The organism is Winogradskyella sp. 3972H.M.0a.05, assembly GCF_040493455.1.
Lineage (GTDB): Bacteria > Bacteroidota > Bacteroidia > Flavobacteriales > Flavobacteriaceae > Microcosmobacter.
On record NZ_JANFDA010000005.1, the window covers coordinates 201,000 to 225,245 of the forward strand.

A 24,246-nucleotide genomic window follows, 5' to 3' on the forward strand; every position below is an offset into this window, starting at 1 on the left:
GATAAATGGCATCTATTAAATGATTAACCAATGATAATGCTGCGACGAATTTTTAAATGAAAATGGTGAGGTTAAAATATACGAAGGCAGTGTAATTGCCGTTTATGAATTAGTAGAATAATTAACGTACAGTTATTCTTAATATTTTTTCATTCATTCATCAAAAGCCTGAGGTCAATTTCAGGCTTTTGATTATTTATTTTCGATCCATTGTCTTGCATTGACAAATGCTTCAAGCCAAGGCGATACTTCATCTTTTCTACCTTCAGGATAATTTGCCCAATTCCATTGGAATGTAGAACGTTCTATATGTGGCATAGTAACTAAGTGACGACCAGTTTTATCACACATCATAGCAACGTTATAATCGGATCCGTTAGGGTTTGAAGGATAACCTTTATAACCATATTTGGCAACAATGTGATATTGATCTTCAGGCATTGGTAAACTGTATTTTCCTTCACCATGACTAATCCAAACACCAAGCTTAGAACCTGCTAATGTTGAAAGCATTACAGAATTGTTTTCCTCGACCGTTACAGATGTGAATGCACTTTCGTGCTTGCCAGAATCGTTATAAGTAAGTTTTCCATGTACCTCATGCTCTGGATTCACGAGCTCTAATTCCATCCACAATTGTGCACCATTACAAATACCAACAGAGAGTGTGTCTTCTCTTTCAAAGAAATTCTTTAGCGCCTTGTTGGCCTTTTCGTTATATAAGAATGCGCCAGCCCAACCTTTGGCAGAACCCAAAACATCACTATTAGAGAATCCACCAACGGCACCAATAAATTGAATGTCTTCAAGCGTTTCTCGACCGGAAATCAGGTCGGTCATATGTACATCTTTAACATCGAATCCAGCCAAATACATGGCATTGGCCATTTCGCGCTCAGAGTTACTTCCCTTTTCTCTGATAATTGCTGCTTTTGGTCTTTTGTGGTTGAGCGGAGTCGAAACCACATCCTTTATTTTTCCAGTAAAATGCTCAGGAAATTTGAATTCTAGAGGTTGGTTTTTATAGTTGTCAAATCGATCTTTTGCCAAACCATTTGCAGTTTGCTTTTGGTCAAGCAAGTAAGACGTTTTATACCACATATCTCTTAGTCGAGAAATAGTCATGGTATACACTTCATTATTGTTTATAATTCCTAATACATCAGATTCAGTAACCTTACCAATGTTATGGAATTCTATGTTTGCGCTAGTTAAAACAGATTCGATTGAATCGTCCTTGGCTTGAAAAACAATTCCAGCATTTTCCGCAAATAAAACTTTGAAAGCATCTTTTTGACCTAATGAAGTAATATCTAATTCGGCACCAAGATTATTGTCAGCAAAACATAGTTCGAGCAATGTTGTAATTAATCCACCCGAAGCTACATCATGACCAGCAACGATTTGTTCATCTTTTATAAGTTGTTGAATCGTGTTGAAAACAGTTTTTACATAGTCTGCAGACTTAACCGAAGGTGTATCACTTCCTATTTTATTACAGATTTGAGCAAAAGAACTACCACCAAGCTTAAAATCATCTTGAGATAGGTTGATATAATAAATTGACCCTTTGTTCCTTTTGAAAACTGGCTCAACCACATTAGAAATATTATTGCAGTTTGCAGTTGCCGAAATAATTACAGTGCCAGGAGCAATAACATCGCCATCAGGATATTTTTGTTTCATCGATAATGAATCCTTTCCTGTTGGAACATTGATACCTAGATCAATTGAAAATTCCGAAACTGATTTTACAGCTTCATACAAACGTGCATCTTCGCCTTCATTTTTACAAGGCCACATCCAGTTAGCAGATAGTGATACAGATTTTAAACCGTCTTTTAATGGTGCCCAAACCATATTGGTTAGAGCTTCAGTTATAGAGTTCCTGCTTCCCGCAACTGGATCGATCAATCCAGAAACAGGAGAGTGACCAATGGATGTAGCAATACCTTCCTTGCCTTTGTAATCCAAAGCCATAACACCTACATTGTTTAGAGGTAGTTGTAATGGACCAGCACATTGTTGCTTAGCAACTTTTCCGCCTACACATCGATCGACTTTATTTGTCAACCAATCTTTACAGGCAACAGCTTCCAATTGTAATACTTGGTCCAGATAATCATAAAATGCATTGGTGTCATAAGAGATACCACTAAAATTATGTTCAATAGTGACATCATTCATGATTGTTTTAGGTGAGCTACCAAACATATCGTTTAACTCTAAATCCATTGGTTTATTACCATTAGATTCAGACTCAAAAGTAAAACGATGGTCTCCAGTAACTTTTCCAACGCAGTACATTGGAGAGCGTTCTCGTTCAGCTATTTTTTGAAGTGTATCGATATGCTCTTCAGCAATGACCAATCCCATTCGCTCTTGAGACTCATTACCAATTAATTCTTTATTTGACAAAGTTGGATCTCCAACAGGCAATTTGTCTAAATCTATATGACCTCCAGTATCTTCTACCAATTCCGAAAGGCAGTTTAGATGACCACCAGCACCATGATCGTGAATAGACACAATGAGGTTTTCTTCACTTTCTACCATACCACGTACAGCATTGGCAGCACGTTTTTGCATTTCTGGGTTAGAACGTTGTACAGCGTTGAGTTCTATTCCAGTAGAGAATTCTCCAGTATCAGCCGAAGACACGGCTGCTCCACCCATTCCTATGCGATAGTTTTCACCTCCTAGGATAACAACTTTATCACCAGTCTTCGGTATATCCTTTATAGCTTGGTCAGCTTTTCCATAACCAATTCCACCAGCAAGCATTATTACTTTATCAAATCCGAGTTTTTTAGCTTGTTCTTCGTGCTCAAAGGTTAGGACAGAGCCTGCGATTAAAGGTTGACCGAATTTATTTCCAAAATCAGAAGCGCCATTACTCGCTTTTATAAGAATGTCCATAGGTGTTTGGTACAACCAATCTCGTTCTTCAAAAGCTTTTTCCCAAGGACGATTATCTTCAAGCCTCGAATAAGAAGTCATATAGACTGCAGTACCAGCTAAAGGAATGGCTCCTTTGCCGCCAGCTAATCTATCTCTAATTTCACCACCAGATCCTGTTGCTGCACCGTTAAAAGGCTCTACAGTTGTTGGGAAATTATGGGTTTCAGCTTTTAGAGAAATTACAGATTCGAAATCTTCTGTTTGATAATAATCAGGAATATCTGCGCGCTTAGGTGCAAACTGTTCTACTACAGGGCCTTTAATAAAGGCAACGTTATCCTTATATGCTGAAACAATATCATTAGGATGTTGTTTCGATGTTTCTTTTATGAGTTTGAATAATGAAGTGTCTTTTTCTTCACCATCAATTACAAATGTTCCATTGAATATTTTGTGTCTACAATGCTCACTATTGACCTGAGAAAAACCAAATACTTCAGAGTCGGTAAGTTTGCGTTCCAACTTTTCTGAAAGCTGATTGAGATAACCTATTTCTTCTTCACTTAGTGCTAAACCTTCCTGTTCATTATATGCGGCAATATCTTCAACCTCTAAGATTGGTTCAGGTTCAATATCGATAGTGAAGGATTCCTGATTTAACGCATTATACTTTTCAGAAATCATAGGATCAAAATCCTTAAAATCGTTATCTACCGCTTTGAATTCTTCAATCCTGATGATGCCTTCAATACCCATATTTTGAGTAATTTCTACAGCATTCGTAGACCAAGGTGTAATCATGGCTTTTCGAGGACCAACAAAAAAGGCGTCTAGAGACGCCGCGTTTATTTTAGGTTGGTTGCCAAATAACCAAGTAAGTTTCGATATTGTTTCTGTTGTGAATTCTTTTGTTGCTTGAACAGCAAATACTTTGCTGTTTTGGTTTCCAAAGAAATGAATCATTATAGAGCTAATTAGCGTTGTTTTTTTGAAAGCACAAATTTACATCTTTTGTACGCATTAATAATATAAATATTGAAAATAGCTTCAAAGTTTTTATCAACAGTTGTAGAAAACAAAAACTGGGTTATTTATTGTAAGTTTATCGTCATTTAGAGACAAAAAAATAATTACTAACCAAAAATTGCCATGAAAAATATTCTAAGTGTATTGATTTTTTCAATATTCTTCCTAAGTGCATATGCACAAGACAACACGAAACCTACTTATGAAGCAACAGGAACCTTTTTGGGAAAAACACAGCCTTTAAGGGATTTGCCTGTAGTCAATGTAGCCGAGAGAGAGCACAATTCTTCTAGGGCTAAGATCATAAGAAACAGACTTAGAGCGCCACGAAAGGTAAACGAAAATGCGTTACCATTACATGGAGATAATACTGCTCAATTAGAATTTGGTAGAATTTTCACCTTAGCTCCAGAGGAAAACTTCGATGGAACTAATGTTAATGAAGCTGGAGCTACTCCACCAGACCCAACAGGAGCTGTAGGGCCTAATCATTATGTACATGCTGCAAATGTTGTGATAAAAATATTTGACAAGCAAGGTAATGTCCTTTCTGGACCTTCACCACTTTCTTCCATATGGCAAAATGGTGTCAATAATGGAGATCCTATTGTTTTATACGATCAATTAGCAGATAGATGGTTTTTAAGCCAATTCAATATTGCAACAAACGGGTTGTTGATAGCTATTTCTGAAACACCAGATCCTACGGGAGCTTATTTCACGTGGGAATTTCCACTAGATAGCTTTCCTGATTATCCTCATTACACAGTTTGGAACAATGCGTATTATCTAACCGCAAATAAAGGTGGGCAAAATACATATGCCTTAGATAGAGAAGCATTAATCAATGGTGATGCTAATCCGCAAATAGTTGGTTTTACTTTGCCTGGAATACAACCAAATCCGAATACAGTATTTAGCCCAGAGCCAGCAAATTTATTAGGGACCACGATTGGACCAAATACACCTGGTTATATAGTCTATTTACAAGATGATGGTTGGGGAGGTGCAATCACGACAGACCACTTAAAAATTTGGGAGATAAATTTAGACTGGAATGATACTTCAAATTCTACTATTTCTGGTACACCATTAGAGTTAAATACCCAACCTTTTGAAGCTACTTTTGCACCTTTTGGTACAGGAGATGTTAATCAGCCTGGGACAAACCAGAAGATTGATATGATTGGAGGTGTTATTTCTTATATGACCAACTACAGAGAATTTGGAACGCACAACTCTATGATTGTGACTTTTAATGTAGATGTAAATGGAAATGACAGGTCTGGGGTTAGATGGTTTGAATTGAGAAATGATGATGCTACACCTTGGTCCATTTTTCAAGAAGGGACTTATGCACCAAATGATGGGTTAAGTCGTTTTATGGGAAGTGCTGCAATAGATGCTCAAGGTAATATAGGATTGGCATTTAATATAGCAGGTGATTTTTTACCAGCAGGGATTAGATATACAGGTCGCTTTAGTGGAGATCCTCTTGGGCAAATGACAGTTGCTGAGACGGTGATTCAGAATGGAATGGGCGTACAAACTAATACCAACAGATTTGGTGATTACTCTCATCTTACAATGGATGTGGACAATTTCACATTTTGGCATACTGCAGAGTATTTTGCTAGTAATAATTTGTGGACAACTAAAGTAGCGTCTTTTAGATTATCTTCTGGGTTTGAAAATGATATTGGTATATCTAATATTATTACTCCAAATGATGGCGTATTGTCAGCGAATGAAACTGTTCAAGTTACATTCAGAAATTATGGAACAGTTCCGCAGTCAAATTTTAATATAGAATTAAGGGTAGAAGGGAATTTAGTTGCCACAGAAGTATTTTCTGGTACAATAGCAGAAAATTCCACCGCTGACTTTACATTCGCTCAACAAATTGACTTATCTAACGAAGGGCAGACGTATGAGATATCAGCTACTACAACTCTTGGAACGGATCAGTTTATACTTAATGATGAATACACAAAGAATGTAACTCACCTATTTGGGAATGATGTAGGAGTTACTAGTATAGATTCACCAACAACAGGTGAAGGCTTAGGTTCAGAAGTAGTAAGTGTTACAGTAAGGAATTTTGGAGCGAATGCTCAATCTGATATTGATGTTAGTTATTCTATCAATGGACAACCAGCTGTCACAGAAACAATACCTAATACGATTAACCCAGGTGAGGAGTTTACTTTTAATTTTACTCAAGAAGGCGATTTTTCTCAATTGGGAGACTATACAATTTTTGCAACTACGGTAAACTCTGACCAAAATAATTCTAATAATTCATCTCAAGTAACAATCTCTAACGATGGATGTTCACCATTGTCGGATTGTAGTTTTGGAGATGGTATTACGAAGTTCCAGCTAGGTACAATAGACAATGAAACGTCTTGTTCGAATAATGGTTTTGGAGATTTTACCGATTTAAATACTACAATTCAAACAGATACAACAATTGACGTTACGGTTGCTTCTGGATTTGATGGTCAACATTTTTCAGTTTTTATTGACTTCAATGACAACTTTGTTTTCGAAGAAAATGAGTTGGTTATTACAGATGTTCCTATCCCTGTAGCAGATACAGATGTGATGTCGAGTTTTACAATAGCAGATGATCCTGGTTTGGCTGGTACTCATCTTTTAAGAGTCAGAGCAAGTTGGGTACAATCAGATCCAACCAGTGCTGATGCTTGTGTCGATTTTACTTTTGGTGAAACAGAAGATTATACAGTAACCGTTGAGACTTCATTATCATTGGAAGAAACTGAATTCAATAACTCGGATTTTAGTATTTATCCGATTGATGATGATAATTACGAAGTGTCATTTAATGGTAGAGCAAATTTTGGTGATTTAAGAGTAGAAGTTTACAACACTTTAGGACAGTTGATTGCTAGGAGAGAAATGACGCAACAAGGTAATGATTACAGTGTTGTGTTCAATACGGAAGATCAAGCATCTGGAGTATATTTAGTGAAACTCTTTGGTACAAATAACCTAAGTACTGTAAAGAAATTCATAATAAAATAATAACGATAGATTTTGTCTTTAGGTTGATAATAACTTTTAATAAATAGAGTGTAAGTTTTTAGGCAAAAGACATACTTTTGTTTTGAAATTATATATGATAATTATGTCTGAGAATATAGAAAAAGTAAAATGTTTAATAATAGGTTCTGGACCTGCAGGATATACTGCTGCAATATATGCGTCTAGAGCAAACATGTTCCCTGTATTATACCAAGGAACACAACCTGGAGGTCAATTAACTACGACAAATGATGTGGAAAACTTCCCAGGGTATCCAGATGGCATTACTGGGCCAGAAATGATGATTGAGTTACAGAAACAAGCTGAGCGTTTTGGAACAGATGTTCGTAATGGCTGGATTACTAAAGTTGACTTTTCAGGAGATGTTCATAAAGTTTGGGTAAATGATGAAAAGGAAATTCATTGTGATACTGTAATTATATCTACTGGAGCATCTGCAAAGTATTTAGGTTTAGAATCTGAGCAAAAATATTTAAAGCTTGGAGGAGGTGTATCAGCCTGTGCCGTTTGTGATGGATTCTTCTACAGAAACCAAGAAGTAATCATCGTAGGAGCAGGAGATTCTGCTGCTGAAGAAGCTCATTATCTGTCAAAACTATGTACTAAAGTCACCATGTTGGTACGACGCGATCAGTTTAGAGCATCTAAAATTATGGAAGCTAGAGTAAGAAATACTGAGAATATCGAAATCTTATTCAATACAGAAACTGATGAGGTTCTTGGAGACGGACAAGTGGTTACTGGTGTTAGAGTGAAGAATAATGTAACAGGAGAAACTTCAAAGATTCCTGCAACAGGATTCTTTGTAGCTATTGGACACAAACCAAATACAGACATCTTTAAAGATTACTTAGACTTGGATGAAACAGGATACATTATTAATGTTCCTGGAACTGCTAAAACTAATGTAGAAGGTGTATTTGTTTCTGGAGATGCTGCAGACCATGTTTATAGACAAGCTGTAACAGCTGCTGGAACTGGTTGTATGGCTGCACTAGATGCCGAACGTTACTTAGCTGCAAAAGAGTCTGTAGTAGAAGTATAGTACTTTCAACATAAAATTAACAGAAGCGTAAGCATTAATGTCTTACGCTTTTTTTATTTTTATAAGAAATCAACTGATTATGAAAGAATTAACTTGGAATGCCTTCGAAAAGAAAATCTACCTAAAATATCCTTTAGAGAAATTATACTGGCTTTGGGCTACTAAAGAAGGAATCACATCGTGGTTTTTGAGCAATGCCAAGTATTTTGATAGCCTTGGTGAAGAACGATCTCATGAAGAGTATATAAAAGCAGGAGATTCGTATTCTTGGTTTTGGCATAATTGGGATGGACAAGAAGACGGAAAAGTAATTGAAGCCAACGGAAAAGACTTCTTACAATTTGAATTTGCAGACTCATTATTGGACATTAACCTTGAGCAAGAAGGCGATGTCGTTATACTTACTCTGAAGCAGCATAACATCCCAACAGACAATGATAGCAAGCTCAAAATACACTTTGGGTGTAGTAACGGCTGGACCTTTTGGTTGACTAATCTAAAGGCTTATGTTGAGCATGGTATTTTGTTGAACGAAACAGAAATTGATCTAAGGAACCATGAACTTTCTGGATATGTCTTTGTGAATATGTAATTTAAATTTAGTAACTTTAAGACAGTCCATAGACGACCAACATCTTTCTAACTGAACAGCTCTATTTATTTTGGTAAAACCATTTAAACCAAACATATGAGAACGCAGTTAATTTTAGGAGCGCTAATGTTATGTATTGTCTCCTGCCAGAATTCGAATCGCTACACTCAGGACTCACCAGAAATTGAGATAGTGAAGCAAGCCCTTCAAGATTATGACTATCAAGAATGGGATCAGTTAGTGACCCATTATGCAGATACAGCCAAGATATTTCATAACTCTAGAGTTAATATCCTTACGCCACAAGATTTACCCGAATATTTTCAAGAAAATGATGTGAGCTTTTCTACCAGAGCCTTTGAAGATGAAAACAGAGAGTATGAAATGGTTATAGACGACAATGGAAATAAGTGGGTGAACTTTTGGGGACTATGGAAAGGTAATCTAGTCGCAAACAATAAGGAAATAGTTATTCCCGTTCATATGACAACACAGTTTGTCGATGGAAAAATTGTAAGAGAATATGGTTACTGGAATAGAGGAGAACTTGTAATGGAACTACAAGCAATTATTAATGAAAAAATAGAACAAGATACTCTTGCTGTGGAGTAATTTTAGCTATAAATAACAGATCAGTGTCTATATCTAAACAAGGCTTGTATCATTTTACAAGTCTTGTTTTTTGTTAAATTCCTATTAACAGAAACTTGTACTTATTCAAAACTCCTTAAATTGAGAGGAACAACCATCTAACAATCAACCAAATGAATCAAGTAAAGTCTTCAAGAATTCAGTCCATTGATATTCTTCGCGGATTAGTAATGGTCATCATGGCATTAGATCACGTACGCGATTATTTTCATATCAATGCTTTTGTAGGGAACTATCCAGAGAATTTAGAATCTACCAATATGGTTTTGTTTGGTACCCGATTTATAACCCATTATTGTGCTCCCGTTTTTGTGTTTTTAGCGGGAACATCAGCATTTCTTTATGGGCAAGGGAAAACAAAAGGAGAACTGTCCAAATTTTTGATAACCAGAGGACTATGGTTAGTGTTTGTGGAAATCGTTATTAATAATTTCTTGTGGTGGTTCGATGTTGGTTTTGGATTTATTAATCTTCAGGTTATTTGGGCAATTGGTATCTGTATGATTGTACTAGGATTGTTGATTCACTTACCTAAGCGTGTCTTGTTGGTACTAGGACTACTAATTGTTTTTGGGCATAATGCTTTGGATGGTATTACTAAAGAAGGGAGTAGTTTTGGTTCGATCGTATGGTATTTCCTCCATCAATCTAATGGTATAGGCATAGGAGAGAGTAGATATCTATGGTTCTCTTACCCTGTCTTGCCATGGATAGGAACCATGGTATTAGGATATTGTTTAGGTGAGTTTTACAAGAAAGGTGCTAATGCTGAACTAAGAAACCAATGGCTAGTGAGAATTGGACTAGTAGCAATTGCCTTATTCTTTGTATTCAGAGGATTTAACTTTTATGCAGATTTAGCACCTTGGGAAGAACAAGCAACATTAGAAAAGACCATTATCTCGTTTTTTAACCTGACTAAGTATCCACCATCGTTGAGTTTTCTACTTATAACACTTGGACCAGCATTATTATTCTTAAGATTTATAGAACCCGTCAAAAACTGGATTACTGATAAACTACTTGTCTTTGGTAGAGTACCTTTCTTCTACTATATCCTACACATTTTTGTAATACACGTAACAGCAATAATAGGGCTGCTTATTACAGGAAAGGATTGGAAACTTATGATATTAGACAACGAAACTATGGGATCTGGTGCTTTAAGAGGCTATGGCTATTCCTTGCTTACAGTATATCTCGTATGGTTGGGCATAGTAATCCTGCTGTATCCTATTTGTAAAAAATACATGAAGTACAAAGCGAATAATAGAGACAAGAAGTGGTTGAGCTATCTATAACTAACTACAGAACTTCGTAACGCCATCCATGCTTATCTTCAGATAGATTATGCTGAATGTCGAGTATCGCTTTTTTGAATCTAGAAGCATAAGAATCTTCAACATCTTCTAACTCAAAGATATCTTCTGCATGTTCAAAAGCTGAAATTGGACTAATTACAGCAGCAGTACCAGCACCAAAAATTTCTTTTAAGCTGCCATCTCTAGCTGCGTCCTTTATTTCTTTTACAGCGACACGTCTTACCTCACATTCAATACCCATATCTTCGGCTAACTGAATTACACTCTTTCTCGTAACACCATCAAGAATTCTATCGTTGTTAGGTGCAGTAATCAGCTTGTCATTCACTCTAAAGAAAATATTCATAGTACCAGCCTCTTCAAGATATTCGTGAGTGCTAGCATCGGTCCAGATAATTTGCTGGAATCCTTTTTTCTGCGCTAAAGAAGTAGGGTAGAACTGCGCTGCATAATTACCAGCAGCTTTTGCAAAACCAACACCACCATCCGCAGAACGGCTAAACTTCTCTGCAAATAAGACACTTACTTTTCCTTTGTAATACGCTTTAGCTGGAGAACAAATAATCATGAATCTGTAAGCTTCAGCAGGAGCAGCAGCAATAGCAGGCTCAGTAGCTATTACGAAAGGTCTTAAATACAAGGAATTACCAACTCCAGGTTTTATCCATTCATTATCTAAGCTTAATAGTTGTCTTAAGCCTTCAAAGAAATATTCCTTAGGAAATTCTGGAATTGCTAAACGTGCAGCAGATTTGTTGATACGCTTAAAGTTCTCTTCAGGTCTGAACAAAAATACATTTCCATCATCATCTTTATAAGCCTTCATGCCTTCAAAAACCGCCTGCCCATAATGAAACACCCTTGCAGAAGGTTCAATAGTCATAGGCTGATAAGGCATTATTTGAGGACGCTGCCATTTACCATCTACAAAATCGCAAGAAAACATATGATCGGTGAACACTCTACCGAATTGAAGATTGTTAAAATCTACATCATGTATTTTAGTATTTTCAGAAGTTACTATATCGATTTCGTAAGTGGATATATTTGTCATAATAAAGTGGTCTTTTTTCGTGGTGCAAAATTACAGAATTTAACACGTATAAAAAACTTAATGTTAACTTAAAAATATGGTTATCTTTGGTCTCAAATATTCAATTTACTTACATTATGTTTAGAAAAATTTTAGTTGCATGCTTGATGGTTAGTGTATTAGCTTGCAAGAAAGACGCAAAAGAAACTGTAGAAGCTAAGGACAATGCTGTTGATAAAAAAGAGATGGCATATGCATCTTTTGGTATGGAAATCAACGACACTGATGCATTAGATGCGAAGAGTATGTCTAAGCATTTTGAGACCATAAAAGCCGGAGACTCCATAAATTCTAAATTTAGAGGTACAATTAAAGAAGTTTGCTCTAAGAAAGGGTGTTGGATGACACTAGATATTGGAGGTGATGAAGAAGTTATGGTAAGATTCAAAGATTATGGATTTTTTATGCCTCTGAATGCTAAAGGAGAAGTTGTTGTCAACGGAAAAGCTTTTGTAAAAGAAACTTCAGTAGACGAACTAAGACATTATGCTGAAGATGCTGGTAAGTCTGAAGAAGAAATCAATGCAATCACAGAACCAAAGAGAACATATGCTTTTGAAGCAGATGGCGTATTACTGCAACAATAAATACCTTATTCTTGGTTTAACTTTTTTGGCTTTTCTCTTTAATCTATCATGCAAAGAGAAAGAATCGGAACAGAACGTTAAGGAAGACGAATTGGTGATGTACCAGCCTTCCGAAATGGCTAATCTGATGAATGCATTCTATGTATATAATGAAGCACTCAAAGAAGCTATAAACACAGGAAGTGAACTACCTGAAATGCCAGAATATTTCGATAAGATTCATACGGCTAAAATGACAGATAAGGATGGTCGAACGCCTATTTTTCAAAGTTTTGCACCTTTATATCTAGACGCTCAAAAAGCAATAAAGGATACTTTAGATAGAGAAATATTGAAGCAACGCTATAATGCAACCATAAATCTTTGTATATCTTGTCATCAAACAGAGTGTGTTGGTCCAATACCAAGAATTAAAAAGCTTATTATTAACTAAACTTTTTGAAACGAAAAATAATAATTACGAAGGATGGTTCTAAAACCATTCAGATAGAAGACTGGAATGAGCAATATCATTCTGTTCACGGAGCAATACAAGAAGCAAAGCATGTGTTTATTAAACATGGTTTGCTTTTTTATTACAATTCATTTCAAGAAAAATTAAAAAGTAACAAAGCTTCAGTTTTGGAAATAGGTTTTGGTACTGGGCTAAATGCTTTTCTCACGTTTATTGAAGCCGAAAAGATTAACCTTAAGCTTAACTATGTTGGTGTAGAAGCGTATCTTGTTTCCATGGAAGAAATACAACAACTCAATTATATAGAGTTAATTTCTGAAAAGCATTCTGATGTGTATACGAAAATGCATAATTCGGAATGGGAAAAGGAGTCAATAATCTCTGAATTTTTCACACTAAAAAAAGAAGAAAAATTCTTCAAGGATATTACAGCACAGTCTGAATTTGATATTATTTATTTTGATGCTTTTGGAGCCAGAGTTCAACCAGAATTGTGGACCGAAGACATATTTAAGATAATGTATGAAACGTTACGACCAGAAGGTGTATTGGTAACTTATTCTGCAAAAGGAAGTGTGAGACGTGCAATGCAGTCCGTAGGTTTTCAGGTTGAACGCTTGCCAGGTCCGCCCGGGAAAAGAGAAATGCTTAGAGCTCAAAAAAAACTATGAGCATTTGGTAAGGGTAACGAGTCAAATGTTAAGAGCTGTGAAGTAATCTTAATCTTTTCAGTAATTACCGTTAAACTATCATTAATGTCAGATTAAGAGCCAGTTGCCCTTCGTATCTTTGCAACATGAAAGTTCTTATCACAGGAGCCACTGGTTTAATAGGAAAAGCTATAGTAGAACATTGCTTTTCTAAAGGAATCGACGTGCATTATCTAACGACTTCAAAAGCAAAACTTTCAAATACAGAACATTATAAAGGCTTTCTTTGGAATCCTTCAAAAAAAGAAATCGACATTGCCTGTTTTGATGGAGTAGATACCATCATCAACTTGGCAGGAGCTTCAATTTCGAAGCGATGGACCAAAAGCTATAAGCAAAAGATAATTGACAGTAGATTATCATCATTAGCGTTGTTATATAGTTCTATTTCTAAACATAACTTTTCTATAAAACATCTTATTTCTGCTAGTGCTATTGGCATTTATCCAGATTCGCTTACTAATTATTATGAAGAAGATTTTAAAAAGACTTCAAAGTCATTTTTAGGTGAAGTTGCTTCAAAATGGGAGGATGCTGTAGATGTGTTTAAGGATTTAAATATAGAGACCACTAAGATTAGAATAGGTCTAGTGCTTTCAAGAAACGGAGGTGCTTTGCCTTCTATAATAAGACCTATTAAGATTGGCTTTGGATCTGCTTTTGGTACAGGAGAGCAATGGCAATCTTGGATTCATGTCGAGGATCTTGCAGAGATGTTTATCTATTGTGCAGAAGAGAATCTTTACGGTGTTTACAATGGTGTCGCTCCAAACCCAGTGACAAACATGGACATGACAAGGGTTATTGCTAAAAAGCTTAAGAAGCCTTTGATTTTTCCAAATACACCAAAGTTTGCTTTAAAAATTATCTTAGGAGAGATGCATATTCTTTTGCTGGAAAGTCAACGCGTTAGTGCTAATAAGATTGAGGCAAGAGGGTTTTATTTTAAATTCCCGAACCTTCAACCAGCTTTAGAAGATTTACTATAAATACACATTGCTTATCAATCGCTCTACAGTAGGATGATCATTACCTCCAGCAGGTTCAATGGTAATATTTAGTGATTCGGCATTATCGATATAAGTCATTGCCAACATTTGCTCACCTTTAGCGATAACCCCCATATTTATCATTTCGCCTTCAACATCTGCCCACATTTGGTAGTCATGTAGCGCATCCAATTCAGGGAGGTTTTGCGCATTAATTACAACAGTTTTGTTGTTGTGGTTTACATAACTTACAATTTTTGCTTCAGGAGCCAATTGATTTCCTTTGAGGACAAACTGTTCCGCTTCAGGATCAGTAATGGCAGCATACCATTTTGTAATAGTATTATAGTTTTGTGTTAACCCATTCAAGTCTTCCTTAATACTTTCCTTTTCAGTATTAACGACTTCAAGCTCAGATTTTACCTCTTGGAGTTCAGAATATAATAGATAGGTACTTACCAATAAAAATGCAGCGAAACTGGCCGCTATACCTACATACCACTTGTTTATTCTTCTCTTAGTTATAGGAACTACATTATCTTCCTTTGCTGTGATTTGAGTTAGTAGTGAATCCTTTATATGGTTTGGTGGATCGATAGCATTTTCGAAAGCCAAACTCTCAAAACTCTTTTCAAGCTCTGATACATATTTTGCAAGATCGGCATCATTTTCAAGAAGATGTTCAACCTCTCTTTGTTGAGTAGCATCTAGCTCTCCCAAGATATATTGCTCTAAAATCCCTGTCTCTCTTATGTTCTTCTTATCCATCATCTCAATACTTCAATTAAAATCAACATTAATATTAGTGCAGCAGAGTAACTATCTTTTAATCTCTTTAGCGCTTGTCTTATATAAGACTTAAACGTGCCTAAAGGCACATCCATTTCTTTATGAGCCTCATTGTGCGTAAGCCCTAAAAAATATACCAGTTCTATAGCACGCTTATGATGCGCTTCCAAGGTATTGATAGATCCTTTTAACTGAGCAAAATCTTCCATAGTTGTTTGTTCAGTTGTTCTACTTGCATATACACTTAAATCATCTGTTTGGATGAGTTTATTAGGTTTTCTGAGAAAATTTAACACTTTGTTTTTCGCAATGCGATAAGCCCATGTATAAAAACGTCCTTTTTCAGGATTATAAGAATCTATCTTTTCCCAAATGGTCATGAATGTGTCTTGTAAAATATTCTCGGCTGCATTGTCATCTTTACACATGCGTTTTATCACACCATAAATCGCTGGAGCATATTTGTCATATAACAGCGAAAGCGCACGTTCGTCTTGTGCTTTTATTCTGGATATGAGATTAGAATCGTCCTGCATTAATGTTAAAGATTTCACAATTTTTTAATGGGCTCATCCAAAGATAACAATCCTGTGTAAATAAAATTGAAAGCGCTTAACACTTAAAAATAATTAATTCTTAAAATTCAAAAAATCATGAAAAAATTAATTTTTGTATTAACTACAGTAGTTGCCTTAGCATTTAGCCAAATGGCAACAGCACAAAAAAATATCGTGGACATTGCCGTTGGCAATAAAGACTTTTCAACCTTAGTAACTGCATTGAAAGCAGCAGATTTAGTAGGCGCATTGCAGGGCGACGGGCCTTTTACTGTTTTTGCTCCAACAAACAGTGCCTTTGCCAAGATAGATTCAAAAACCTTAAATTCTCTATTAGAACCAAAGAACAAAAAGGCATTGACTAATATTTTAACCTATCATGTTGTGCCTGCAAAATTGATGGCTAGTGATGTTGTTGCAGCACTCAAAAAAGGAAAAGGAAAAGTAGAAGTCAAAGGACTAAATGGACAAGTACTTACAGTAATGTCTAAAGATGGCAAAATATGGTTGAAAGATCAGAAGGGTAATTATAGTGAAATTGTAGCGACTGATGTAAAAGGAAGTAATGGTGTTATTCACGTAATTAACTCGGTAGTGATGCCAAATTAGTAAGTTAGGAATGGTATTGCTATGGAAAAGAAGACCTCGTCATTGACGAGGTCTCTGTTTTTATATATTATAATTTGGTTATGCTTTTTTAGCAGTCAAGTTTATTTTTAATTCAATATCATCATTAATAAACTTATCACCCAAATCATCGAAGAACGATTTAGAACCATACTTCACATCCCATTTAGATCTATCGATGGTGAATTTTTCACTTGTTATTGAAATTTCATCACCTTGTTCAGAAACCGTTACAGGGAATGTAATATTATTTTGCTTGTCTTTTAACTTTAGATTACCCGAAAGCATTGCATTTCCATCTTTTGTTTCCATTCCAGTAACTTCGAAAGCTGCATTTGGAAATTGTTCTACATTAAAGAAATCTCCACTTTTTAAGTGTCCAGTAAGACTAGCATTACCTTCCTCTTCAGCTGGAATATCTGTAACTACGATAGAATTCATGTCAATAATAAAAGTACCGCTCTGTATCTTCCCATCGGTAAGTGTAAAAACACCACTTTCAACAGCTATAGTGCCATTGTGAGATCCAGTAGGTTTAAAGCCTTTCCATTCAATAGAAGAATCGGTATTAACTTTAAATTTTTGAGCAGACTTTTCTGCAACTGTTACTTTTTCGGCATCACCAGTAGCAGCTTCATTTGCTTTGTCTTTTTTACATCCAGTAATAGTTACCAATGCAAAAAAACAAGCTAAGGTTAAGAATTTTGTTTTCATATTGTTTTTAAGATTATTAAACCACAAAGTTAAGCTTAAAACCTAACACTTCAGAATAAAATTTATTGTGACATTTTGACATTTTAATAATAATGGCAGTACTTTTGCCAACCATAAATCGAAGATTTAAAATCAAATGTTCAAAATGAGTAAGAAAGATAAAAACAAAGAGGTGGAAGATTCACAATTAGATACTCAAGATACAGCTACGGCTGAAGCAGAAGCTCAAGCAAAAGAAGAATTAACAGTCGAAGAGCAATTGCAAGAAGATTTAGCAAAGGAGAAGGACAAGTTTATGCGTCTTTTTGCTGAATTCGAAAACTATAAAAAGCGTACTAGCAAGGAGCGTATAGAATTATTTAAAACAGCTAGTGAAGAAGTAATGACATCATTGTTGCCTGTTTTGGATGATTTTGAGCGTGCATTATTACACATAGAAGACGATAAAGAAGCAGAAGAACTAAGAAAAGGTGTATTGCTGATTTACCAGAAGCTATTAACTACGTTAGAACAAAAAGGTTTATCTGTGATTGAGGTCAAGGCAAATGATGTCTTTGATGCTGAAGACCATCAGGCAATAACACAAATACCTGCTCCTTCAGATGATATGAAGGGAAAGATTATTGATGTTGTAGAAAAAGGATACAAGCTAGGTGATAAAGTTATCCGTTATCCTAAAGTAGTTGTAGGACAATAAGTAAGTTGTTCAAGAATTGAAAATTAAACATGGCAAAACAAGACTATTACGAAATATTAGGCGTCAATAAAGGAGCTTCTGAAGGCGAAATAAAAAAAGCCTATAGGAAAATGGCTTTAAAGTATCACCCAGATAAAAATCCGGATGACAAAGAAGCCGAAGAAAAATTTAAGCAAGCAGCTGAAGCCTATGAGGTATTGAGTAATGCAGATAAAAAGGCAAGATACGATCAGTTTGGACATGCTGCATTTGAAGGTGCAGGTGGTTTCGGCGGAGGCGGAATGAACATGGATGACATCTTTAGCCAGTTTGGAGATATTTTTGGTGGTGCTTTTGGTGGTGGCTTTGGAGGTTTTGGTGGCTCAGGAAGACGAGTTATTAAAGGCTCTAATCTTAGAATTCGTGTAAAACTTTCTCTAGATGAAGTTGCTAATGGTGTAGAGAAGAAGATTAAGGTAAAACGAAAAGTACAAGCACCAGGAACTACATACAAAACATGTTCTACATGTAATGGAACTGGCCAAGTGACCAGAGTTACCAATACTATTCTAGGAAGAATGCAGACCGCATCACCATGTAATGTTTGTGGAGGCGCTGGGCAAGTTATTGATAAAAAACCTTCTGATGCAAATAGTCAAGGGCTTCAAGTATCTGAAGAAACAGTTTCAGTAAAAATACCTGCTGGTGTTGTAGATGGGATGCAACTTAAGGTCACAGGAAAAGGTAATGAAGCTCCAGGAAATGGAATTTCGGGAGATTTATTAGTCGTTATCCAAGAAGAAGATCATGACACTTTAAAGAGAGAAGGAGATAACCTTCATTATGACCTTTATGTAAGTTTACCAGATGCTGTTTTGGGTACTTCTAAAGAGATTGATACCGTTACCGGAAAAGTGAGAATAAAGATTGAACCTGGAGTGCAATCTGGCAAAATATTGCGCCTTCGCGGTAAGGGAATTCCTAGTATCAATGGTTACGGAAAAGGTGATTTATTGGTGCATGTAAACGTCTGGACACCCAAAACGTTAAACAAAAAACAGAAGGAATTCTTCGAGAGCATGCGTGATGACGAGCATTTCGAACCAAAACCTGCGAGTTCGGACAAATCATTTTTTGAAAAGGTGAAAGATATGTTTTCTTAAAATCGTTTTGTTTAACAAAAAACACTATATTTGAATTATCACTAATTAGGTTTAGTGGTAATTTTTCTTTTTCATAGCAATTTTTTCCCATCCTTATTCACATAAGGGTGGGTTTTGTTTTTAAAGGCTTTGTTTAACATTTTTAAGAGTAAAAGTTGATAGTTGTTAACCTTTACAGGTAATAGATTATTAAACTTGCTCTTGCTACACTAAATACCGTATAAGTTGTTTTATGAAGCAATTTGTACAATTTCAGTGTGCGCAAAAAAATCATCAATCAAAATCAATAAGTATGAAGATATTCTACATCGATAATCACAAATTTACTAACCATTCAACCAACAATTTTGTTCAACGTTTTAGAAACCTTGTAGTTATTGCATAAAACCCTTTAACATAACTATAACATTTGGTATATTTACCGCAAGACTAAAACATTATAACACTTTTATGAACGATTTATTAGTTGCCGAATCGGTCTCTAAGAACTTTGGGGATTTTAGGGCACTAAATAAAGTATCCATTAATGTACCCAAAGGAAGCATATTTGGATTACTAGGACCTAATGGTGCAGGGAAGACCACTCTAATCCGTATTATTAATCAAATCACAATGCCAGATGAAGGCAAAGTGTTTTTGGATGGTAGCTTACTTGAACCAGAACACATCAAGGATATTGGTTACTTACCAGAAGAGCGTGGACTGTATAAGTCCATGAAGGTCGGTGAGCAGGCTTTATACCTTGCACAACTTAAAGGATTATCTAAATCTGAAGCCAAATCTAGATTAAAGCATTGGTTCGAAAAGTTAGAAATTGGAGATTGGTGGAATAAGAAGATTCAAGAGCTCAGTAAAGGTCAGGCACAGAAGATTCAGTTTATTGTAACGGTATTACACAGACCAAAGCTTTTAATTTTTGATGAGCCATTTTCAGGATTCGACCCTATCAATGCAACGCTCATTAAAGATGAAATTCTTCAGCTTAGAGATGAAGGCGCAACAGTAATATTTTCGACACATCGTATGGAATCTGTCGAAGAATTGTGCGATCATATTGCTTTGATTCATAAGTCAAACAAAATCTTGGATGGAAAGCTTACAGACATAAAACGTCAATATAAGTCTAATACTTTTGAAGTTGGTCTCCAAACACCAAATTCTCAACAAGTGCTCAATGCTATTAACGATAAGTACGAAGTTTTACCAGCAACGTTCAGAAACCTTAATGATGATATTAAGTTGAATGTAAAACTCAACGAGAATGATTCATCAAATGATTTACTATCGTTCTTGACCTCACAAGCAGAAGTGCATCATTTTGTAGAAGTCATTCCTTCGGCCAATGATATCTTTATTAAAACCGTTCAAAACAATTAAAATGAATCATCTACCCTTAATAATAAAACGAGAATACTTAACTAAGGTTAAGAATAGATCATTCATCATTATGACGATTTTGAGTCCTCTAATTATGATTGCTTTGATAGCTGTAGTAGCTTATTTAACACAGTTGAATAATAATAAGGAACGCAGCATTTCGATTTTGGATGAAACAGGTCAGATAGGACAAATATTTACCAATACAGATAATACAAAGTATAATGTTTTAAGTAATATCTCTCTTGAAGATGCAAAGATATTAGTAAAAGAAAAAGAAGAGTACGGGTTATTACATATTGCAGACAATTCCAACCTTGATGAGCTTTCAAAACAAATTAAATTCTTTTCAGAAGATACGCCGTCGTTCAGTGTTATTTCTGATTTAGAGAATAAGCTTGAAGACAAGCTAACGGATTTAAAACTTATAGAAGAAGGTGTTGATTTAGAGAAAATAGAATCTTCAGAATTAGATGTAGATATAGCTCAGGAAAGCTTCACAGGAGAGAAAACATCTAAGGTAGATAATATCATTAAACTCGCCTTTGGTGGTATAGCAGGCTACTTACTATTCATGTTTATTATCATTTATGGTAATATGATAATGCGTAGTGTTATAGAAGAAAAAACGAGTAGAATTATAGAAATAATTATTTCTTCAGTAAAACCTGTACAACTTATGATGGGGAAAATCATAGGAACCTCATTAGCAGGAATAACACAGTTCGTTATTTGGGTCATACTTGGAAGTATAGCTATGTTTGCTGTTTCAGCCATTTTGGGGATTAATGTTGGAGAATTACAATCCCAGCAACAAGAAATGATCAATCAGGCTATGCAGGCTCCAGAAGCCCAAAGCTTTATAGAAACAGGAATACAATCTATTTACAATTTACCAATAGCCAATCTTATTGTAGCATTTATTTTCTTCTTTATTGGAGGCTACTTACTATACAGTTCTTTATATGCTGCTATTGGTGCTGCTGTAGATAATGAAACAGATACACAACAGTTTATGATGCCAATATTAATGCCTTTGATATTAGCAGTATATGTTGGTGTGTTTACTGTTATAGAAGATCCACATGGAACGGTCTCGACAGTATTTTCTTTTATTCCATTGACTTCTCCAGTGGTTATGCTTATGCGAATTCCATTTGGAGTACCTTTATGGCAACAAGGTTTGTCATTGCTATTGTTAATTGGTACTTTTATGTTCACAGTTTGGTTTGCTGCCAAAATTTACCGAGTAGGTATTTTGATGTATGGCAAGAAACCAAGCTACAAGGAATTGTTCAAGTGGATGAAGTACTAAATAATTAATGAAAGAAATAAGGGAATTTTTATCACAGGTAATATATGACAATCATGGAGTAACAATAACAATAGGGACTATTGTATTATTGGTTGCAACTTTATTAATTACACATTTTGTTCTAAGATTTATCAGAGTCGTCGCTACTAAACGTTTAGAAGACGATGATAAGTATCGCTTTAAGACTGTATTTACGTTCTTAAAGTATATCATATTCACCATAGTTATTATTACGACTCTAGATGCTTCTGGAGTAAAAATAACGGCCTTACTAGCAGCGTCTACAGCATTATTTGTTGGTATAGGTCTTGGGATGCAGAAGCTATTTCAAGACATTATTTCTGGAATTTTTATACTTGTTGATAAAACAGTAACCGTCAATGATATCATTGAAATTAGCGGTAAAGTTGGTAAAGTAACCCAAGTTAACCTTCGAACCACTAAAGCTGTTACACATGATGACAAGATTCTTGTGATTCCTAATCATAAGTTCCTCAATGAAATTCTTTACAACTGGACACAAAACAACGAGGTTACCCGAGAATTTGTAGATGTTGGTGTAGCTTATGGCACAGATATTGACTTGGTGAAAGCGTTACTGTTGGGAATTGCAGTCCAGGATGAAGCTATTTTAAATAACCCCGAACCCAATGTTTTTTTCGAGGATTTTGGAGATAGTGCTCTAAAGTTTAGGTTACATTTTTATATTAGCGATAGTTTTAATGTTCCTTTAATAAAGAGTGAATTACGATATAAGATTTACAGTAAATTCAAGGAGAATAACATTCAGATTCCGTTCCCACAACGCGATATACATATTATTAATACATAGAAGAAATTATACATGTCAAGAATATTAATTATTGAAGATGAAGCTGCCATTAGAAGGGTGCTGGTTAAGATATTATCCGAAGAAAGTGATACATATCAGGTAGATGAAGCAGAAGATGGCCTTGCTGGTATAGAAAAAATTAAGAAAGACGATTACGATCTCGTACTCTGCGATATAAAGATGCCTAAGATGGATGGTGTTGAGGTACTTGAAGCCGTTAAAAAGCTAAAACCAGAAACACCAATGGTAATGATTTCTGGTCATGGCGATTTGGATACAGCAGTCAACACGATGAGGTTGGGCGCTTTCGATTATATTTCAAAACCACCAGACCTTAATCGCTTACTCAATACAGTACGAATTGCCCTGGATAGAAAAGAACTCGTCGTAGAAAACAAACGCCTCAAAAAGAAGGTTAGCAAAAACTACGAAATGATAGGCGAGAGCAAGGAAATTGCTCAAATCAAAAACATGATTGATAAAGTAGCACCTACAGATGCCAGAGTGCTTATCACTGGGCCAAACGGAACAGGAAAAGAATTGGTTGCTCACTGGTTACACCAAAAGAGTGAACGCTCCAAAGGACCTATGATTGAAGTAAACTGTGCTGCAATTCCGAGCGAGCTTATTGAAAGTGAATTGTTCGGACATGTCAAAGGAGCCTTTACATCTGCTAATAAAGACAGAGCAGGAAAGTTTGAAGCTGCCAATGGAGGAACTATTTTCTTGGATGAAATAGGCGACATGAGTTTATCCGCGCAAGCCAAAGTACTTAGAGCATTGCAGGAAAACAAAATACAGCGTGTTGGTAGTGACAAGGACATTAAAGTTGATGTAAGAGTAGTTGCAGCAACGAATAAGAATCTTAAGAAAGAAATCGAAGATGGTAAGTTCCGTGAGGATTTATACCACAGACTCGCTGTGATTCTTATTAAAGTTCCTGCATTAAATGATAGAAGAGACGATATTCCATTACTTATAGAGCATTTCTCGAGTAAGATTGCAAATGAACAAGGAACCGCTAAAAAGACATTTTCAGCAAAAGCAACAAAGATGCTTCAGGATTATGATTGGACAGGAAATATCAGAGAACTACGAAACGTTGTAGAGCGCCTTATCATTCTTGGAGAAAGTGAAGTAAGCGAAAGCGATGTGAAGTTGTTTGCTTCAAAGTAAGTAATATATGCTTTTACAAAGCAACACTTTCAATATAAAAGAATTCCGAATTCCAGAATTTACTCTTGGTAAAGGAGAGATGATTAGATTTTGGGTCGAGATTGTTCCAATACCTAAAGATGGAACGAATGGCTATTGGGGAGTCTCAAGAATGAAAGAAGTAATTAAAGGAATTGATGATTCCATATATTTAGCTCCAGTTAAGTTAAAAACAAGTGTGTTTGATTTTTTAAAACCAATCACTGTACGCAAATATTTGGAGCAAAAGTTTGGATATTCAGATGATGAAATTGAAAAACTGATTTCTAGATTCGGAATTAAACCATATTACCAATTACAAAAGCTTGGATGTGGACACGGAAAGTTGTTTTCGATTCTTTGTGAGTTTCAAAAAAGAGATATTGTAGTTTTTGATTATTACGGTCTATCACTTGAAAGTGAAAAGCAACTGACTGATTTTGTCAAATCTGAAATACAAAAAGGGAAATCGGCCATTAGTTTTGATAACCTATACTATAAGCCAGCGAGTACTGATTCTGAAAAAATAATTAATTTGGACATACTTAGAGAAAGAAATTAAT

22 protein-coding genes are annotated in these 24,246 nt (G+C 35.5%); 17 read left to right on the forward strand and 5 right to left on the reverse strand.

What is annotated here, in order from left to right; translation table 11 throughout:
• Positions 1-192: 192 nt before the first annotated feature.
• Positions 193-3,864, reverse strand: coding sequence for a phosphoribosylformylglycinamidine synthase (gene purL, locus NCE97_RS11755; protein WP_353779464.1), 3,672 nt, complete (start codon positions 3,862-3,864; stop codon positions 193-195).
• Between the two features lie 186 nt (positions 3,865-4,050).
• On the opposite strand from purL, the gene NCE97_RS11760 reads away from it, so the two are divergent.
• The 5 genes from NCE97_RS11760 (at position 4,051) to NCE97_RS11780 (ending at position 10,585) form a co-directional block, all read left to right on the forward strand.
• A complete protein-coding gene (locus NCE97_RS11760) occupies positions 4,051-6,975 on the forward strand; it encodes a GEVED domain-containing protein (RefSeq protein WP_353779465.1) in 2,925 nt (974 codons plus the stop codon).
• Between the two features lie 103 nt (positions 6,976-7,078).
• A complete protein-coding gene (gene trxB, locus NCE97_RS11765; protein ID WP_353779466.1) occupies positions 7,079-8,041 on the forward strand; it encodes a thioredoxin-disulfide reductase in 963 nt (320 codons plus the stop codon).
• Between the two features lie 79 nt (positions 8,042-8,120).
• Complete coding sequence (locus NCE97_RS11770) at positions 8,121-8,633, forward strand: SRPBCC family protein (RefSeq protein ID WP_353779467.1); 513 nt, start codon at positions 8,121-8,123, stop codon at positions 8,631-8,633.
• A 96-nt stretch (positions 8,634-8,729) separates the two neighbouring features.
• Positions 8,730-9,245, forward strand: a complete 516-nt coding sequence (locus NCE97_RS11775) for a nuclear transport factor 2 family protein (protein ID WP_353779468.1) — start codon at positions 8,730-8,732, stop codon at positions 9,243-9,245.
• Positions 9,246-9,397: 152 nt separating this feature from the next.
• Positions 9,398-10,585, forward strand: coding sequence for an acetyltransferase domain-containing protein (locus NCE97_RS11780; protein WP_353779469.1), 1,188 nt, complete (start codon positions 9,398-9,400; stop codon positions 10,583-10,585).
• 4 nt (positions 10,586-10,589) lie between these two features.
• On the opposite strand, the gene NCE97_RS11785 is transcribed toward NCE97_RS11780, so the two are convergent.
• Complete coding sequence (locus NCE97_RS11785; protein WP_353779470.1) at positions 10,590-11,660, reverse strand: branched-chain amino acid aminotransferase; 1,071 nt, start codon at positions 11,658-11,660, stop codon at positions 10,590-10,592.
• A 116-nt stretch (positions 11,661-11,776) separates the two neighbouring features.
• On the opposite strand from NCE97_RS11785, the gene NCE97_RS11790 reads away from it, so the two are divergent.
• From NCE97_RS11790 to NCE97_RS11805, 4 genes are all read left to right on the forward strand, one after another.
• A complete protein-coding gene (locus NCE97_RS11790) occupies positions 11,777-12,286 on the forward strand; it encodes a DUF4920 domain-containing protein (RefSeq protein WP_353779471.1) in 510 nt (169 codons plus the stop codon).
• Positions 12,249-12,719 (forward strand): hypothetical protein, encoded by a 471-nt coding sequence (locus tag NCE97_RS11795; RefSeq protein ID WP_353779472.1) that lies wholly within the window; start codon positions 12,249-12,251, stop codon positions 12,717-12,719. The genes NCE97_RS11790 and NCE97_RS11795 overlap by 38 nt, the downstream gene beginning before the upstream one ends.
• 5 nt (positions 12,720-12,724) lie before the next feature.
• Positions 12,725-13,411: a tRNA (5-methylaminomethyl-2-thiouridine)(34)-methyltransferase MnmC2 gene (gene mnmC2, locus NCE97_RS11800; RefSeq protein WP_353779473.1), complete on the forward strand. Its 687-nt coding sequence runs from the start codon at positions 12,725-12,727 to the stop codon at positions 13,409-13,411.
• Positions 13,412-13,536: 125 nt separating this feature from the next.
• On the forward strand, positions 13,537-14,439 hold the full coding sequence (locus NCE97_RS11805; protein ID WP_353779474.1) for a TIGR01777 family oxidoreductase: 903 nt from the start codon (positions 13,537-13,539) through the stop codon (positions 14,437-14,439).
• On the opposite strand, the gene NCE97_RS11810 is transcribed toward NCE97_RS11805, so the two are convergent.
• Together NCE97_RS11810 and NCE97_RS11815 are read right to left on the reverse strand one after the other, a co-directional pair.
• A complete protein-coding gene (locus NCE97_RS11810; RefSeq protein ID WP_353779475.1) occupies positions 14,434-15,207 on the reverse strand; it encodes an anti-sigma factor in 774 nt (257 codons plus the stop codon). The two genes, NCE97_RS11805 and NCE97_RS11810, sit on opposite strands and share 6 nt — an antisense overlap.
• On the reverse strand, positions 15,207-15,782 hold the full coding sequence (locus NCE97_RS11815) for an RNA polymerase sigma factor (RefSeq protein ID WP_353779476.1): 576 nt from the start codon (positions 15,780-15,782) through the stop codon (positions 15,207-15,209). Before NCE97_RS11815 ends, NCE97_RS11810 begins: the two co-directional genes overlap by 1 nt.
• Before the next feature lie 99 nt (positions 15,783-15,881).
• On the opposite strand from NCE97_RS11815, the gene NCE97_RS11820 reads away from it, so the two are divergent.
• Positions 15,882-16,394 carry a fasciclin domain-containing protein gene (locus NCE97_RS11820; protein ID WP_353779477.1) on the forward strand — a complete coding sequence of 171 codons (513 nt, stop codon included), beginning with the start codon at positions 15,882-15,884 and terminating at the stop codon, positions 16,392-16,394.
• A 78-nt stretch (positions 16,395-16,472) separates the two neighbouring features.
• Here the strand turns inward: NCE97_RS11820 and NCE97_RS11825 are convergent, their stop codons facing one another.
• Positions 16,473-17,126, reverse strand: a complete 654-nt coding sequence (locus NCE97_RS11825; protein ID WP_353779478.1) for a YceI family protein — start codon at positions 17,124-17,126, stop codon at positions 16,473-16,475.
• 145 nt (positions 17,127-17,271) lie between these two features.
• Between NCE97_RS11825 and NCE97_RS11830 the strand changes: the two genes are divergently transcribed.
• The 7 genes from NCE97_RS11830 to NCE97_RS11860 all read left to right on the forward strand — a co-directional run bounded on the left by NCE97_RS11830 (position 17,272) and on the right by NCE97_RS11860 (position 24,245).
• Positions 17,272-17,823 carry a nucleotide exchange factor GrpE gene (locus NCE97_RS11830; RefSeq protein WP_353779479.1) on the forward strand — a complete coding sequence of 184 codons (552 nt, stop codon included), beginning with the start codon at positions 17,272-17,274 and terminating at the stop codon, positions 17,821-17,823.
• Between the two features lie 29 nt (positions 17,824-17,852).
• Positions 17,853-18,965: a molecular chaperone DnaJ gene (gene dnaJ, locus NCE97_RS11835; protein ID WP_353779480.1), complete on the forward strand. Its 1,113-nt coding sequence runs from the start codon at positions 17,853-17,855 to the stop codon at positions 18,963-18,965.
• Positions 18,966-19,415: 450 nt separating this feature from the next.
• The gene (locus NCE97_RS11840; protein ID WP_353779481.1) at positions 19,416-20,342 is read left to right on the forward strand and encodes an ABC transporter ATP-binding protein; all 927 of its coding nucleotides are present in this window, start codon (positions 19,416-19,418) and stop codon (positions 20,340-20,342) included.
• 1 nt (position 20,343) lies between these two features.
• Positions 20,344-21,657, forward strand: coding sequence for an ABC transporter permease (locus NCE97_RS11845; protein ID WP_353779482.1), 1,314 nt, complete (start codon positions 20,344-20,346; stop codon positions 21,655-21,657).
• 7 nt (positions 21,658-21,664) lie between these two features.
• Complete coding sequence (locus NCE97_RS11850) at positions 21,665-22,489, forward strand: mechanosensitive ion channel family protein (RefSeq protein ID WP_353779483.1); 825 nt, start codon at positions 21,665-21,667, stop codon at positions 22,487-22,489.
• Between the two features lie 12 nt (positions 22,490-22,501).
• Positions 22,502-23,665 (forward strand): sigma-54-dependent transcriptional regulator, encoded by a 1,164-nt coding sequence (locus NCE97_RS11855; protein WP_353779484.1) that lies wholly within the window; start codon positions 22,502-22,504, stop codon positions 23,663-23,665.
• A 7-nt stretch (positions 23,666-23,672) separates the two neighbouring features.
• A complete protein-coding gene (locus NCE97_RS11860) occupies positions 23,673-24,245 on the forward strand; it encodes a hypothetical protein (protein ID WP_353779485.1) in 573 nt (190 codons plus the stop codon).
• Position 24,246 lies beyond the last annotated feature (1 nt).